The organism is Blastococcus sp. SYSU DS1024, from assembly GCF_054050795.1.
The window spans coordinates 18,082-33,136 of sequence record NZ_JBJHAA010000010.1; the positions used below are offsets into that span (position 1 = coordinate 18,082).

14 protein-coding genes are annotated in these 15,055 nt (G+C 73.1%); 1 reads left to right on the plus strand and 13 read right to left on the minus strand.

Annotation, left to right across the window (positions count from 1 at the left end; translation table 11 throughout):
* Positions 1 to 93: 93 nt before the first annotated feature.
* The 4 genes from ACI79S_RS11000 to ACI79S_RS11015 form a co-directional block, all read right to left on the minus strand.
* The gene (locus tag ACI79S_RS11000) at positions 94 to 1,275 is read right to left on the minus strand and encodes an MFS transporter (protein WP_456593468.1); all 1,182 of its coding nucleotides are present in this window, start codon (positions 1,273 to 1,275) and stop codon (positions 94 to 96) included.
* Between the two features lie 174 nt (positions 1,276 to 1,449).
* Positions 1,450 to 2,322, minus strand: a complete 873-nt coding sequence (purU, locus tag ACI79S_RS11005) for a formyltetrahydrofolate deformylase (protein ID WP_456593469.1) — start codon at positions 2,320 to 2,322, stop codon at positions 1,450 to 1,452.
* A gap of 199 nt (positions 2,323 to 2,521) precedes the next feature.
* Positions 2,522 to 3,685: a 5-methyltetrahydropteroyltriglutamate--homocysteine S-methyltransferase gene (locus tag ACI79S_RS11010; protein WP_456593470.1), complete on the minus strand. Its 1,164-nt coding sequence runs from the start codon at positions 3,683 to 3,685 to the stop codon at positions 2,522 to 2,524.
* A 128-nt stretch (positions 3,686 to 3,813) separates the two neighbouring features.
* On the minus strand, positions 3,814 to 5,346 hold the full coding sequence (locus tag ACI79S_RS11015) for a tannase/feruloyl esterase family alpha/beta hydrolase (RefSeq protein ID WP_456593471.1): 1,533 nt from the start codon (positions 5,344 to 5,346) through the stop codon (positions 3,814 to 3,816).
* 357 nt (positions 5,347 to 5,703) lie between these two features.
* On the opposite strand from ACI79S_RS11015, the gene ACI79S_RS11020 reads away from it, so the two are divergent.
* Positions 5,704 to 6,324: an antibiotic biosynthesis monooxygenase gene (locus ACI79S_RS11020; protein WP_456593472.1), complete on the plus strand. Its 621-nt coding sequence runs from the start codon at positions 5,704 to 5,706 to the stop codon at positions 6,322 to 6,324.
* A gap of 50 nt (positions 6,325 to 6,374) precedes the next feature.
* Here ACI79S_RS11020 and ACI79S_RS11025 read toward each other — a convergent pair whose 3' ends face one another.
* From ACI79S_RS11025 to ACI79S_RS11065, 9 genes are all read right to left on the minus strand, one after another.
* On the minus strand, positions 6,375 to 7,394 hold the full coding sequence (locus tag ACI79S_RS11025; protein ID WP_456593473.1) for an amidohydrolase family protein: 1,020 nt from the start codon (positions 7,392 to 7,394) through the stop codon (positions 6,375 to 6,377).
* Entirely contained in the window at positions 7,391 to 8,197 is an 807-nt protein-coding gene (locus ACI79S_RS11030) for a DUF1932 domain-containing protein (protein ID WP_456593474.1), read from the minus strand. The genes ACI79S_RS11025 and ACI79S_RS11030 overlap by 4 nt, the downstream gene beginning before the upstream one ends.
* Positions 8,194 to 9,150 carry a VOC family protein gene (locus ACI79S_RS11035; protein ID WP_456593475.1) on the minus strand — a complete coding sequence of 319 codons (957 nt, stop codon included), beginning with the start codon at positions 9,148 to 9,150 and terminating at the stop codon, positions 8,194 to 8,196. Before ACI79S_RS11035 ends, ACI79S_RS11030 begins: the two co-directional genes overlap by 4 nt.
* 25 nt (positions 9,151 to 9,175) lie before the next feature.
* Positions 9,176 to 10,255, minus strand: coding sequence for a 4-oxalomesaconate tautomerase (locus tag ACI79S_RS11040; protein ID WP_456593476.1), 1,080 nt, complete (start codon positions 10,253 to 10,255; stop codon positions 9,176 to 9,178).
* Positions 10,252 to 10,956 carry a 4-carboxy-4-hydroxy-2-oxoadipate aldolase/oxaloacetate decarboxylase gene (locus ACI79S_RS11045; protein WP_456593477.1) on the minus strand — a complete coding sequence of 235 codons (705 nt, stop codon included), beginning with the start codon at positions 10,954 to 10,956 and terminating at the stop codon, positions 10,252 to 10,254. Before ACI79S_RS11045 ends, ACI79S_RS11040 begins: the two co-directional genes overlap by 4 nt.
* Entirely contained in the window at positions 10,953 to 11,606 is a 654-nt protein-coding gene (locus ACI79S_RS11050) for a GntR family transcriptional regulator (protein WP_456593478.1), read from the minus strand. The genes ACI79S_RS11045 and ACI79S_RS11050 overlap by 4 nt, the downstream gene beginning before the upstream one ends.
* 207 nt (positions 11,607 to 11,813) lie before the next feature.
* Entirely contained in the window at positions 11,814 to 13,073 is a 1,260-nt protein-coding gene (locus ACI79S_RS11055) for an ABC transporter substrate-binding protein (RefSeq protein ID WP_456593479.1), read from the minus strand.
* A complete protein-coding gene (locus tag ACI79S_RS11060) occupies positions 13,070 to 14,173 on the minus strand; it encodes a branched-chain amino acid ABC transporter permease (protein WP_456593480.1) in 1,104 nt (367 codons plus the stop codon). The genes ACI79S_RS11055 and ACI79S_RS11060 overlap by 4 nt, the downstream gene beginning before the upstream one ends.
* Positions 14,173 to 15,054 (minus strand): branched-chain amino acid ABC transporter permease, encoded by an 882-nt coding sequence (locus tag ACI79S_RS11065; RefSeq protein ID WP_456593481.1) that lies wholly within the window; start codon positions 15,052 to 15,054, stop codon positions 14,173 to 14,175. The genes ACI79S_RS11060 and ACI79S_RS11065 overlap by 1 nt, the downstream gene beginning before the upstream one ends.
* Between the last annotated feature and the right edge of the window lies 1 nt (position 15,055).

Below are 15,055 nucleotides of genomic sequence, written 5' to 3' on the forward strand. Positions count from 1 at the left end.
GCCGGCCGGGACGCATCGGCGTCCCGGCCGGCGCGTCCCCCTGTCCGCGGCGCGCGGGTGACCGCGCGAACCCCCCGGCTCCCGCACCTCCGATCAGGCCGGAGCCCGGTCCCCCAGGGCGACCGCGCGGCCGGCGATCGATCCGGCGACGCAGAACGCGGCCGCGATCCCCAGCAGGAGGAGCAACGGCGCCGTCCACCCGCCGGTGGCGGCGTAGAGGCCACCCACCGCCGAGGGGGCGGCAGCCCCCACCGAGTAGCCGACGAGCTGCGACATGCCCGACAGCCGGCGGACGACCTCGTCGTCGGCGGATCGGAGGACGACCAGCGCGAACGCCAGCGAGATGCCGGCGCCCTGCGCCAGGCCGCCGACCACGACCCACACCGGCCACGCCGCCGGCCACAGCAGCAGCCCGCCCGGCACGACGGCCCAGCCGGCCGCGACCGCGACCGCCAGGTGCACCTGGTTCCCCCGCCGGCCGAGGAGGGCGGGCACGGCCACGGCGCCCGGGATGCCGAGGACCTGGAACACCGACGCGGCCAGCGCCGCGGTGCCGACGTCGAGCGCGAGGTCCTCGGTGAGCAGGCTCGGCAGCCACGTGGTCAGCGAGTAGTACAGGGCCGACTGCATGGCCAGGACCACGCTCACCGCCCAGGCCACCGGCGCCCGCCACACCCGGACCGCGGACGGGCGCCCGCCGCCGGGCGGCCCCGGCACCACGTCCTCGCTCGTCGCGCCGTCGGGTGCCCGGGTGGACCGCCCGACGGCGACCCACGCGGCTGCCGCGACCAGCGCGAGCGGCGCCCAGATCGCCAGGCCGAGCCGCCACCCACCCACGCTCGCCACCGGCGCGCTGAGCGCGGCCGTCAGCGCAGCCCCCGCGGCCAGCGCGGCGGTGTACATCCCCGTGACGGCGCCCGCGCGCGCCCGGAACTCCCGCTTGACCACCACCGGCAGCAGGACGTTCCCCACCGTCATGGCGGCCCCCACGACGAAGGTTCCCGCCAGGAGCAGGGGCGCCCCGTCGAGCACACGCAGCACCGTGCCGGCGGCCAGGGCGACCAGGCTGCCCAGCAGCGCGACGTCCGTGCCCAGCCGGCGGCCCAGCCAGGCCGCCGCCGGGGCGAGTGCGGCGAAGCAGAGGACCGGGAGGGTCGTCAGCAGCCCGGCCGTCGCAGCCGAGAGGGCGAGCTCCGCCCGCAGCTCCGGCAGCAGGGGCCCGATCGCGGCGATGGCGCCGCGGAGGTTCAGCGCCACGAGCAGGACGGCGGCCACCCGGGCGCCGTCGAGACGTCGCCCCGGCGCTCCGGGAGGGATCGGGGCGCTGCCCCGCCGGTGCCCCGTGCTCACGTGGTTCCGGGGCGGGCGCACGCCAGACCGCGCACGGTGATCACGCCGGCTGCGGCCGGCGGGCGCCTGACCGCCGGGCGTGGCCGACGTGTCCGCGGCTCACTCGAAGACGACGGTCCGGGTGCCCTGGATGACGACGCGGTTCTCGGTGTGCCAGCGCACCGCGTGGGCGAGCGCCCGGGTCTCGGCCTCCCGCCCCCGGGCGGCGAGCTGCTCGGGGCTCAGCGAGTGGTCGACGCGGATCATCTCCTGCTCGATGATCGGGCCCTCGTCCAGGTCGGCGGTGACGTAGTGCGCCGTCGCACCGATGAACTTCACGCCCCGGGCGTGCGCCTGGTGGTAGGGGCGGGCGCCCTTGAAGCTCGGCAGCATCGAGTGGTGGATGTTGATCGCCCGGCCCTCGAGGGCGTCGCAGAGGTCGTTGGACAGGATCTGCATGTACCGGGCGAGGACGACCAGCTGGACGCCCTCCTTCCGGACGATGTCGAGCAGCGCGGCCTCGGCCTCGGGCTTCGTCTCGCGGGTCACCGGGATGTGGTGGAACGGCACGCCGTAGAAGTCGGCGATCCCCGCCAGGTCGGGGTGGTTGGACACCACCGCGACGACGTCGAGGTTGAGCTCGCCGATCGAGTTGCGGAAGAGCAGGTCGTTGAGGCAGTGCGCGTACTGGCTGACCATGATGAGCACCCGCTGGCGCTCGGCGGCGTCGGCCATGCGCCAGCGCATCCCGAAACGCTGGGCGATCGGCTCGAAGGCCTCGCGCAGACGGTCGAAGTCGAGCGGCACGCCGTCGAGGTGCCGGAACTCGACCCGCATGTAGAACACGCCGCTCGTGAGGCTGTCGAACTGGTGGCTCTCCACGATCGTGCACCGCTCGTCCACCAGCATGCCGGACACGGCGTGCACGATGCCCGCGGCATCCTGACAGGACAGGACCAGGACGCCGTGCTGAGCCTCGGCGGGCCGCGTCATCGCGTCTCTCCTCCGGATCGTCCGCGGCCGGTCGGCCGACCGCGGTGTGGGGTTCCCGCCGCCCGCGTGGAGACCACGACGGGGGCGGCGGGGAACGGGGCCGGTGTGAGCCTAGGCACTCCGACGCCTGCAGCGGATGCCGCAAGTGACCTCGTCCGGGCCGCGACAATCGACGCAGGCGGGCGCCGGGCGGTGCCGGTCAGCCCCACACCTCCGCGGCGGTCTCCACGACCAGTTCCAGCTTGGCCCGCTGGTCGTCGAGCGTGAGGGCGTTGCCCTCGACCGTGGAGGAGAACCCGCACTGCGGTGACAGGCACAGCTGCTCGAGCGGCACGTACCTGGCGGCCTCGTCGATCCGCCGCTTGAGGTCGTCCTTCCGCTCGAGGTCGGGCCGCTTCGTCGTCACCAGCCCGAGCACCACGCGCTTGCCGGGCGGCACGAACCGGAGGGGCTCGAAGCCACCGGAGCGCTCGTCGTCGTACTCCAGGAAGAAGCCGTCGACGTCCAGCCCGCCGAAGAGCGCCTCCGCGACGAAGTCGTAGCCCCCCTCCGCCACCCAGGAGGAGCGGAAGTTGCCCCGGCACAGGTGCGTGGTCACCGTGAGGCCCGCCGGCCGGTCGGCGAGCGCGGCGTTGACCTGGCGGATGTAGCGCTCGTGCAGGTGCTCGGCGTCCCGGCCCTGTGCCGCGATCTCGGCGCGCTGCGCGGGGTCGTTGAGGTAGGCCAGGCTGGTGTCGTCCAGCTGGAGGTACCGGCAGCCGAGCGCGGCCACGCCCCGGATCTGCGCTGCGTAGGCCGCCGACAGGGCCGCCCAGAAGGCGTCCTCGTCGGGGTAGACGTCCGGGTCGATCGACGCGGCTCCCCCGCGGTAGTGGACCATCGAGGGCGACGGGATCGTCAGCTTCGGCGTCTGCTCCGGCGCCGCGACGTCCCGCAGGTAGCCGAAGTGGTCGCCGAAGATCGGCTCGTCGATCGACACCGGCCCGTCGACGTGCAGGCCGGCCGGCGCCCAGTCGATCGTGCCGTCGGCGTTCTTGAACTGCACGCGCCGCCCCTCGCCGTCGACGCGGCTGATCCCGGCGATCGCGTAGATGAAGTCCATGTGCCAGGTGGACCGGCGGAACTCACCGTCCGTCGCGGTCCGCAGCCCGGTGTCCCGCTGCAGGCGGACGGCGTCGGCGATGGCCTCGTCCTCGACGGCGCGCAGCTCGGCGTCGTCGATGCGGCCGGCCGTCCGGTCGGCGCGAGCGCGCAGCAGCCGCTCCGGGCGCAGCAGGCTGCCGACGTGGTCGGCGCGGAACGGTGGCCCCGACGGATCCCCCGGGGCGCTGGCGGGAACGGGGCGGTCGGCCGGACTGGGCACTGCGTCTCCTCGTCGTCGTCGCGGGCACGCCGGGCGCGCGCGGTCGCGCTCATCGTGCCCGGCGGCGCCCGGCCCGGTCACGGCAGCATCTGCCGCCGTGACCGGGCCGGGTCACCTCGGTGCCACCGTCACGGCTGGCGCAGCTCCATCCGCGTCGCCGGCACGCAGCGGTACCGGCCCGCGTCGCCCGGGTCACCGCGGCCGACGAACCGGGCCACGTACGGGTACATGCAGACCGGCCGGGTGCCGCCCTCGGCGGTCACCGCGTCGAGGGTCTTGGGCGGCTGGTTCTCCTCCACCCAGGTCACCAGGGCGCTGAACGGGTCGACCAGCTGCGCGCCGGCACCCCCGCCGCAGTGCCCCACGCCCGGCGCGAGGAACAGCCGCAGGACCTGCCGGGTGCGGCCCGGACCGAGCTCGTCCTCCACCCGCTCGTAGTAGTCGATCGTGCCCTGGACCGCGACGCCGAAGTCCGCGAGGCCGTGCCACATGAGGATCTTCCCGTGGTTCTTGCGGAACGCCGACAGGTCCGGGTCGCTGGCTCCCATCATGTCGCCGTACCGCGCGACGGCCTCGTCGAACAGCCGCTCGAACTCCGGGTAGTCGATGGTCCGCCAGTCGAGCTCCGGGTCGTCGGCCACGAAGTACCGCAGCCACCAGATGTCGTAGATGAACGGGTTCCCCACCAGCCGGCCGGTCTCCGGGTCCAGCGTCACGTCGTGCAGGCCCGCGTAGGGGGCGCCGTACGGCAGCCCGTACCAGAGGAAGCGGCCGTCGGTGCCGCGCGGCCCCTCGTGGATGCGCTGCATCACCGCGACGTCCTCGGCGGTGATCACGCCGCACGGCGTCTCCGTGCCGACGAGCGTGGTCAGGTCGAAGTCGCAGGCGAAGGGATCGCCGATGACGCCGTCCACGACGCCGTCACCGACGGTGTCGCACGCCTCGATCGCCGCCGCCAGCGCGGTCTCGAACTTGCACGCGGGGATCGGGTTGTCCTCCTGGAGCATGACGATCTGGCCCCAGATCTGGCCCGTCTGCATCTCGGGGAAGTTGATCACCGGTGCGCCGGCCAGGATCCCGTCGTAGTCGTCCGGGTACTTCTGCGCCTCCATCAGGCCCTGCCGGCCGCCGGTGGAGCAGCCGTTCCAGTACGAGTACGCCGGTCCCCGCCCGTAGAAGGCCTGCACGACCGCCTTCGCCGTGACCGTCATGTCCTGGACGCCCTCGTGCCCGAAGTCCTCCCTGGCGGCCCAGTTCGGGCTGCCGTCGGGGTCGAGCCCGAAGGTCCCCTGGCTTCCCACGTGCCCGGCGTCGGTCGACGCCGCGGCGTACCCGGCGCGCATCGGGGCGAGCAGGCTGTCCTCGTTCCCGCCGGAGAAGCCGCCGCCACCGACGCCCTGGAACCGGCCGTTCCAGGTGCTCTCGGGCAGGCGCACCCAGACGGTCACCACGCCGTCGTCCTCCGGGTCCTGGACGGTCAGCGTGACCCGGCACGACGCCGGCGTGGTGGCGTCACCGGGGTCACGGAGCGCTTCCGTGACGGTCGTGTGCGGCAGCTGCAGGTCGGCGAGGTCTGCGCAGGCCATCACCGGGGTGGCCGGCTGCGGTTCGCCCCCGCCCCGGGGTCCGGGCGCCGCCTGCGCGGTGGGAGCGAGGAGCACGAGGCTCGACGCCGTGGTGGCCAGGAGCGCGAGCGTCGCGCGCCCGTGTCCCCGATGTGGACGTGATCGCATGGGCGTGGTTCTCCTCCGCAGGATCGGGCTGGTCCGTCGAGCAGTCCGGCGGCGCCGGCGCCGTGGGCCGGTCGTGACGCGCGCTGCCGACGGGGCCGATCCTCACGGGGCAGTGACACGGGCCACAGGCCGGACCGTCGCGTCCCGTCCGCGACATGCGTCTCGGATACCGCCGCCGGCCGGCGGGCGGTCTTGCCGACACCGGTGTGACCGAGCAGCCTGACCCGGACGGCGCTGCCGCAGGCAGCGCCCTTCCCGCCGGCACCCGGAGGACCAGTGGCCCAGATGCATGCCCGATCGACCACGATCACGGGCGACCCCCGCTCGGTGGACGCGGCGATCCACCACGTGCGCGACGACGCCATGCCGACGCTGGCACGGGTGGACGGCTGCGTCGGCCTGTCCATGCTGGTCGACCGCAGCACCGGTCGCTGCATCGTCACGACGTCCTGGCGGGACCAGGCGGCGATGCGCTCGAGCGAGGAGCACGTCCGGTCGTCGGCGGAGCGCACCGCCGCGCTCCTCGGCGGCCGCCCAGACCTGGAGGAGTGGGAGATCGCAGCGATGCACCGGGTGGACGAGCCCCACCACGGGTCCAGCTCCCGAGTCACCTGGCTGCGCACCGCGCCCGACGCCGTCGATCGTGCCGTGGACGCCGTCCGGCTGTCCCTGATGCCCAAGCTCGACGACCTGCCGGGGTTCTGCAGCGTCAGCGTCATGGTCCGCCGTCCCGACGGGCTGACCGTGGCCGCGGTGTCCTACGACAGCCGCGAGCAGCTCGAGCGGGCGGGCGAGGGGGCGCGGGAGTTCCGGGAGGAGTTCGCACCCGCGAGGGGCATCGAGCCCGTGGCGACCGCCGAGTTCGAGGTGGCGATCGCCCACCTCCGCGTTCCCGAGACGAGCTGACCCCGGGGCGGCGAGCGGCCGCCCCGGGGTCTGCGCTCAGGGCCCGGTCGTCAGCCCAGCGCGGCGGCGAGACGGGGGTAGACGCGCCGGACGTTGCCCTCGAAGACGGCGGTCCGCGCCGCCTCGTCGAGCGCCCCCTTGTCGAACGCGGCCTCGATGTAGCGGCGGGTGTCGTCGTAGTGGTGCCCGGTCCGCTCGTCGATGCCGCGCACCGCCCCCACCATCTCCGAGCCGAACAGGATGTTCGGGGTGTCGACCACGTCGAGCAGCAGGTCGATCCCGGGCTGGTGGTAGACGCAGGTGTCGAAGAAGACGTTGCCCATCACGTTGGCCTCCACCGGTGGCTGCCCGAGCATGTCGGCCAGCCCGCGGTAGCGCCCCCAGTGGTAGGGCACCGCTCCCCCACCGTGCGGGATGACCAGCCGCAGGCCGGGCAGGTCGGTGAACAGGGAGCCCTGCACCAACTGCATGAACGCCGTCGTGTCGGCGTTGATGTAGTAGGCGCCGGTTGCGTGGAAGACCGGGGTGGCCGACGCGGAGACGTGCACCATGGCGGGCACGTCGAGCTCCACCATCGCCTCGTAGAAGGGGTACCAGCTGCGGTCGGTCAGCCGGGGTGAGGTCCAGTGCCCGCCGCTCGGATCGGGGTTGAGGTTGCACCCCACGAAGCCCAGCTCCTCGACGCACCGGCGCAGCTCGGCCGCTGACGCGGCGAGGTCGGACCCCGGGGACTGCGGGAGCTGGCAGACGCCGACGAACCGGTCGGGGAACAGCTGCGTCACCCGGTGGATCAGGTCGTTGCAGCGGCGGGCCCACTCGAGGCTCACCGCGGCGTCCCCCACGTGGTGCGCCATCGCCGAGGCCCGCGGGGAGAAGAGCGTCACGTCGATGCCCCGCTCGTCCATGAGCCGCAGCTGGCTGCCCTCGATCGTCTCGCGGATCTCGTCGTCGCTGATCGACGGGTAGGCCGGCGGCGTGGTGCCTGCCTCCCAGGCCGCGATCTGCTGCTCGCGCCAGGCGGTGTGCGCGGCGGGTGCGGTGGTGTAGTGACCGTGACAGTCGATGATCATGGCTGCTCCGTCTCCTGTGCCGTCGGCCCGGCCGGCGCGGCGTCGCGCAGCTCGACCAGCAGGTCGCGGGCGGCCGGGGCGATGCGGGCCGGCACGCCCAGCTCCTGCAGCTGCTCGGTCGCAGCGGTCATCTCGTCCGCCCGCCGCCGGGCGTGCGTGTGGGTGCCGTCCACGAGCCGGTCGACGGTCCGCTCGTCGAAGCCGGCCAGCTCGGTCGCGATGTTGTCCCGCAGCCAGTCCGCGGAGCCCGCCGCCTCGGCGCCGCGCATCGCCTCGACCACGGCGGCGGCCAGCCCCTTGTAGAAGACGCTGCGCAGGAGCTTGCGCGAGATGGCCGTGCCGACCGGCCCGTCCTGCACGGTGACGTCGGCGCCCAGGCCGGTGAGCAGCTCGCGGAAGCGGTCGGCGGCGTCGCCGGAGACCAGCATCGGCGTGCGCAGGCCCTTCCCCGGGACCGGCGCCATGAGCGCCACGTCGACCACGGGGACGTCGCGCTCGGACGCGCGCGTAGCCAGCGCCACCTTCAACCCCGGGCTGGCGGTGTTGAGGTCGGCCCACAGCGTGCCGGCCCGCAGCGCGGGCAGGGCGTTCTCCAGCGCCGTCATCGCGTCGTGCGAGCTGTTGACGCTCAGCACGAGGTCGGCGTCGGCGACCGCGTCGGCCTCCGAGGCCCGCGGCTGCACGCCCGCCACGGAGGAGACCTTCGGGTCGTACCCGCGGACGTCGGCTCCCGCGGCCACCAGGTCGCCGGCGATCTCCGCGCCGGCCTCCCCCAGGCCCAGGACGGCGATCGACCAGGTCATTCCTGGGCCTCGACCGGCGGCGTGCCGTGGGTGTGGAAGGTCGAGATCGTCTGCAGCCCCCAGGCCTGGCCCTTGGCGCGCTCGGCCTCCGACCAGTCGACGGGCTGCCAGTCGGGGGCGAACACCAGCCGGGCCGCCGGGTTGTCGAGTTCGATCCGGTTGCCGGCCGGCTCCCACACGTAGAGGAAGAAGCTCTGCTGGATGGTGTGCTTGTGCGGCCCGGTCTCGATGTGGATGCCGTGCTCGAGCGCCAGATCGGCGGCCCGGATGATGTCGTCCCGGCTGTCGACGGCGAAGGAGATGTGGTGCAGCCGGCCCGACGTGCCGGTCTTGTCCTTGGTCCAGACGGCGTTGTAGCCCTGGTTGGTGAAGGTGGTCCAGGTGCCGGCGACCTCACCGCTGTCCAGCACGATCTGCTCGGTGGTCATCGCCCCGAGGGCGTCCACGAAGAAGTCGCGGTTCTCCTGCGGGTTCACGCCGAGGTAGTTGATGTGGTCGATGCGCCGGACGCTCACGCCGCGGCCCGGGTAGGCCTGCGCCTGGTTCTTCAGCGCCGGCTTGAGGTCGCCCTCCGGCTTGTACCACTCGGTCTCGTAGTAGACGCCCATCTCGTGGCCGTCCGGGTCGGTGAACACGTACACCGGGCCGTAGCCGGGGTCGCCGTCCTGCCAGCCCTTGCCCAGCCCCGCCGCCTCGATCGCGGCGACCCGGCGCTGCAGCGCCTCCGGGGTGCTCGCCCGGAAGTTGGTCCGGCCCACCCCGGGCTGGGACGCGGCGGTGAGCTTGATCGTCGTGTTCTCGTAGTCGTCCCAGGCCCGGAGGAACACCGAGTCACCCGCCGAGCCGTTCTCCGTCATCCCCAGGTACCGGACGAAGAAGTCCAGGCTCTCCTCGGGCTTGTGCGTCAGCAGCTCGATGTGGGCGAGGTGTGCGATGTCGTGGAGCGGCGGCACGGGATCTCCTCTGTTCGGACAGCGGTCAGGCGCGGGGGAAGGCGGTGCCGTCGAAGAGCTTGCGGGCGGTGCGGACGACGCCGGAGCGGAGGACCCGCGGCGGCGACGCCGAGCCGTCGACCACCACGTCGACCACCAGGTGACCGGTCGGGTGCTCGACGTCGACCCGGGAGGTGCCGGCGGGCCAGTCGGCGGTGAGCTCGTGCCCGACGGCGCCGGGCAGCAGCATCCCGGTGACGACGCTGACGGCCCCGAGCACCCCGATCGACGTGTGCGGGGTGACCGGGATGAACGACCGGGTGCACACCTGCCCGCCGTCGCTGGGCGCGGAGAGCAGGACGGTCTTGGGCACCGAGGCCGACGACACGTCGCCCAGGCCCATGAGCTCCGCGGCCTTGCGGCGGAAGGCGTCGACCCGTTCCAGCAGGGCGGTGTCGGCGGCCAGCTCCTCGTGCGGCTCGTGCCCGGTGAGCCCGAAGGACTCCGCGCGCAGCAGCACGACCGGCATGCCGTTGTCGACGCAGGTGACCTCGATGCCCTCGACGGTGTCGCGCACGTTCCCGGTGGGCAGCAGGCTGCCGGTGGCCGAACCCTCGGTGTCGGTGAAGGCGAGGACCACGGGCGCCGCCGTCCCGGGCACGCCGGCGATCGCGACGTCGCCGCGGTACTCGACCCGCCCCCCGGGCGTCGGGAAGGTGGCGACGGCGACGCTGTCGGAGTTGACCATGCGGATCCGCACGCTGGTCTCGCCGTCGGCGGCCGGGACCAGGCCGCGCTCGACGGCGAACGGCCCCACCCCGGCCAGGATGTTGCCGCAGTTCTGCTTGTCGCCGACCGTCGGCTGGTCGACCCCGAGCTGCAGGAAGAGGTAGTCGACGTCGACCTCGGGGTCGTCGGACGGCGAGACGACCGCCACCTTGCTCGTGAGCGTGGTGGCCCCGCCCAGCCCGTCGATCTGCCGCGGGTCGGGGGTCCCCATCAGCCGGAGCAGCAGGTCGTCCCGCTCCGCCGGGTCGGCCGGCAGGTCGCCCGCCTCGACGAACAGGCCGCGCGAGGTCCCGCCGCGCAGCATCGTGCAGCGGACGCCGGTGTCGTCGTAGCTCACCGGTCCTGCTCCGCGTACTTCTCGTAGGGGACGAACTCGATGCCGAAGCCGCTCAGCTGGTCGCGCAGGCCGTAGCGGTCCAGGCCCAGCTCGCCCTGCTGGAAGGCGGCGCGGCTGGCGGCCTCCTTGTCGACCCGCGCCTGGGAGGAGGTCAGCGCGCGCGGGACGTCGGCCCGCGGGACGACCATGACGCCGTCGTCGTCGGCGACCACGACGTCGCCGGGGTGGATCGTCTGCCCGCCCAGCACGATCGGCACGTTCACCGCGCCGGCGGTGGCCTTGACCGACCCCTGCGCGCTGACCGCCCGTGACCAGGCCGGGAAGCCCATCTCCTGGAGCTCCCGCACGTCGCGGACGCCGCACCCGAGCACGACGCCGCGCACACCGCGTCGGGCCAGCGCGGTGGCGAACAGCTCCCCGAACAGCCCGTCGGTGGACGGCGAGTTGGTGGCCACGACCAGCACGTCACCGGGGCGGCACTGCTCCACGGCCACGTGGATCATCAGGTTGTCCCCCGGCCAGCAGAGCACGGTCACCGCCGTGCCGCCGATCCGCGCACCCGGCCACGCCGGCCGCAGCTCCGGGCCCAGGAAGCCGACCCGGCCGAGGGCCTCGTGGACGGTGGCCACGCCGTACTCGCCCAGCTGTGCGGCGTCCCCCGCGTCGGCGCGCGGCGGATCGGTGACGACGACGTTCCTCATGCGGTGCCTCCGGTGTCGTGGGCGGTCTCGACGAGCGCCGCGATGACGCTGCGGAAGTGGGTGGTGGCCGCGGCCTCGGCCCGGTCGGGATCGCGGTCGGTGATCGCGTGCACCAGGTCGCCGAGCTCGCCCAGGCTCACGCGGGGACGTCCGGGCCGCAGCGAGAGGCGGAACTGGTGGCGGACCAGCTGCGCCTGCAGCCGGCCGACGAGGTCCGCCGCGATCGGGTGGCGGGCGGCCTCGCCGACCATGCCGTGCAGCTGCTGGATGAGCTCGGAGTACTTCAGGAGGTCCCCGGAGTCGACGGCAGCGGTCATGGTGTGCAGGTGCTCCCGCAGCGCCCGGGCCTCCGCATCGGTGACCCGCTCCGCCGCCTTGCGGGCGAGCAGGGCCTCGAGCGGCATCCGGCACTCGGTGATGGCGATGGCCTCCTCCGTGGAGACGACCCGCACGCGTGCGCCCTTGTTCTGGACGCGCTCGACCAGCCCCTCCGCGGCCAGTGCGTCGATCGCCTGCCGCACGGCGCTCCTGCTGACCCCGGTCAGGGCGACCAGCTCCGCCTCCACCAGCCGGTACCCCGGCGGCATGTCACCCCGGGAGATCGCGACCCGGAGGGCGCGCTCCGCCATCTCCTGAGCCCGGGAAGCCATGCCGGCACGCTAGCCGACGGCGCGGCGGATTGTCGACAATGGTGTGCACAATTTCGCCATCGCGACGGATCCGGGGCGCCCGCCCACCGGCGCGCACCCCGCGGAGGAGGCCCCGGCGGCGGCCTCCCTCCGGGGGAGGACGGGCGCCTGCGACATGCGAAGGGGCGGCCCGTCCATGACGAGCCGCCCCTCCGCATCACGCCGGTGTCACTCGAAGGACTCGACCGTTTCGTAGCCCTGGCCGTTGTACTTCTGCACGACCACGGACGACACCGCGGGCTGACCGTCCTGGGTCGCGTCCACCGCCGTGCCCGGCAGCATGAGCGGCGCCTCGAAGCCCTCGATCGAGCGCAGCGCCTCCATGAAGTTCTCCCGGGTCGGCTCGGTCATCTCCTGGAATGCCTGCTCGAGCGTCGCGCCGATCATCCAGCTCCACTGGCAGTGCGGGAACGCCGGCGGGCCCGAGTAGTTGCCGTGCTCGGCGAGGGCCGCCAGGTACGTCTGCACGTCCTCGTCCTCGGCGAAGGCCGGGCTCTGCGGCGCCTTGGCGAACGACACGGAGTAGATGCCGGGGAACGCCGCGCCGTTGCCGGGCTCGAGGACCGCGCCGGGGCTCGACGTGTTCGAGGGCAGGAACCAGCTCGGCATCCAGTTCAGCTGCTGCGCCTTCTGCAGGGACGAGATCACGAGCGGGACCTGGGACATCGCGTTGAAGATGACGTCGGCGCCGCTGGCGGCGAGCTCGGTGATCTGCGCGTCGACGGACGTGTCGGTCGCCTCGTACGTCAGCTCGTCGACGATCTCGACGTTGTCAGCGTCCTCGACGGCAGCCTTGAAGCCCTCGACGTAGCCCTCACCGAAGTCGTCGTTCTGCGACAGGATCGCCACCCGGTGGTCCTCGCCCGAGGCCGCGAGCAGCTCCCCGAAGGCCTCGCCCTCGTTCTGGTAGATCGGCACGAAACCGAGCTGCCAGGGGCTCTCGTCGACGTCGCTGAACAGCGGGTCGCCGGTCATGATCAGCACCTGCGGGACCTCGTCGGCGATCGCCGCGTCACGCCAGGCGCGGTTGGTCGGCGTGCCCAGCCCCGCGGTCATCGCGAAGACGTCGTTCTTCAGCTGGTCGTAGTTGGCCTTCGCCTGCTGCGGGTCGTAGGCGTCGTCCCGCGCCTCGATCTCGACGGTGCGGGTGGTCCCGTCGCCGAACTCGACGCCCCCCTCGGCGTTCTTGGCGCCGAAGTAGGCGGTCACGCCGGCGACCGTGCAGGTGCCCGGTCCCGCCGTGGGGCCGCTGAGCGGGGTGGTGATGCCGAGGGTGACCGTGGAGTCGGTGATGCCGGGGCTGGAACCGCCATCGGCACCGTCACCACCGCCGTCACCTGCGCGGTTGGCGCAGCCCGGGAGCGTCAGCGCGAGGGCCGACGCGACGGCGATGCCGCGCGCCGTCCGCGACCGGAAGTGCTTGTTCATGCGTGACCTTGCCTCTCTGTCTCAGGTTCCTCCGCCGCGGTGCCCGACCTTGGGGTCGACGACGGATTGGTCGGTGGTGCGGCGGGACCGGGCTCGGTGCCGGACCGCCGCCGCCCGCGGGCCAGCGCGCGCGGGAGCGATGCGAGGCCGCCGGGGAGGAGGAAGAGCACGGCCAGCAGGACCGCGCCCTGCAGCAACGCCGTGAGGCTCGGGTCGACGAGGTTGGTCAGCTGCGGGACGAGCACGTAGTACGCGCCCCCCAGGACCGAGCCCACGATGCTGCCCGCGCCGCCGATCACCATCGCGGCGAGCAGCTCGATCGAGTGCCCGAAGCTCAGGGTCTCCGGGGAGGTGTACTGGACGACGAACATGTAGAGAAACCCGCTGATCCCGCCGATGAGCGACGCGATCGTGAACGCCAGCACCTTGTACCGGTACGGCGAGATGCCCATGGACGACGCCACGTTCTCGTTGCCCTTGACGATCGCGAAGGCCCGGCCGAACTTGCCCCGGACGAGGTTGCGCGTCAGCAGGAACACGATGCCGCCGATGACCAGCACGACGTACAGCTGCCACTGGTCGTCGTAGAGGCCGGTCACCTCCGGCGCATCCCCGAAGCGCGCGGACACACCCTGCGAGCCGCCGGTGAAGTCGCTCAGGCGCCGCGCCAGCGGTACGCCGACGATCGGCAGCGCGATCGTGACCATCGCGATCGCCAGTCCGCCCAGGCGTGCCGCGGCGAGAGCGACGAGCAAGCCCGCGACGGCGGGGAGCAGGCAGGCGAGCGCGAAGACCAGGACGATGTTCCAGTCGTTCTGCACGCCGTACGCGGTGACGTACGCGCCGAAGCCGACGAAGAAGATCTGGCCGAGCGAGACCTGCCCGGTGTAGCCCATCACCACGTTGAGCCCGAGCACGGCGACGGCGAAGACGCCGATCCGGGCCAGCGTCTCGTTGGCGAACTCCGTCAGCATCAGGGGCAGCACGGCGAGCAGGACCACGAGCAGCAGCGGAACCGCCCAGCGCACCCACGGGGCCCGGGCGAGCGGCGAGCGCTGCGCGGCGGACGAGCGCTCGGCGAGGGACGAAGCGGAGGCCATCACACGCGCACCACGGTTTTCCGGCCGAACAGGCCCTGAGGTCGGACGATGAGCACGAGGAAGATGAGGATGAACGGCACGGCGACCTTCAGGTCGTGGCCGATGAACGGCACGTACACCGCGGCCAGGTTCTCCAGGACGCCGATGATCCACGCCGCGACGACCACGCCGATCGGGCTGCTGAGCCCGCCGAGGATGACGGCGGCCAGCGCGTACACGAGCGCGTGGTCGAGCATCCCCGGGGTGAGCGTGAGCTGCGGTGCGACGAGCGCGCCGGCGACGGCGCCCAGCGCCGCGGCGAGGCCCCAGCCGACCATGAGGAGGCGTCCGACGGGGAGTCCGGAGAACGCCGCGGACTGCGGGTTGATCGCGACCGCCCGCAGCGCGAGGCCGAGCTTCGTGCCGACGAAGAGGCCCTGCAGCAGAGCCATCGCCACGACGATCACCAGCGTGGTCCCGATCGAGCGGACGCTCACCGAGACCCCCAGGAACGACACCGTGTCGAGGGGGAACAGCGACGGGAACTGCTGGTTGTTGTACGACCAGAGCCACCCGCTGATGCCAGTGATCAGCGTCAGCAGGCCGATCGTGACGACGACGGCGGTGTCGTGCTCACCGCCCTCGAAACGCCGCATCAGCCAGCGCTCGACCACGGCGCCCATGGCGAAGGAGAAGACGACCGACAGCAGGATGGCGGCGACGAGCGGCACGCCCTGGTTGGTCAGCCACCACGCGACGTACGCGGCGAGCACCGCCATGCCGCCCTGCGCGAAGTTGATCAGACCGGTCGCCTGGTGGACGAGCACGATCGCGAGGGCGATCGCGGCGTAGACGGAGCCGATGGACAGGCCGTCGACGACGAGTTGGACGAAGATCCCCATG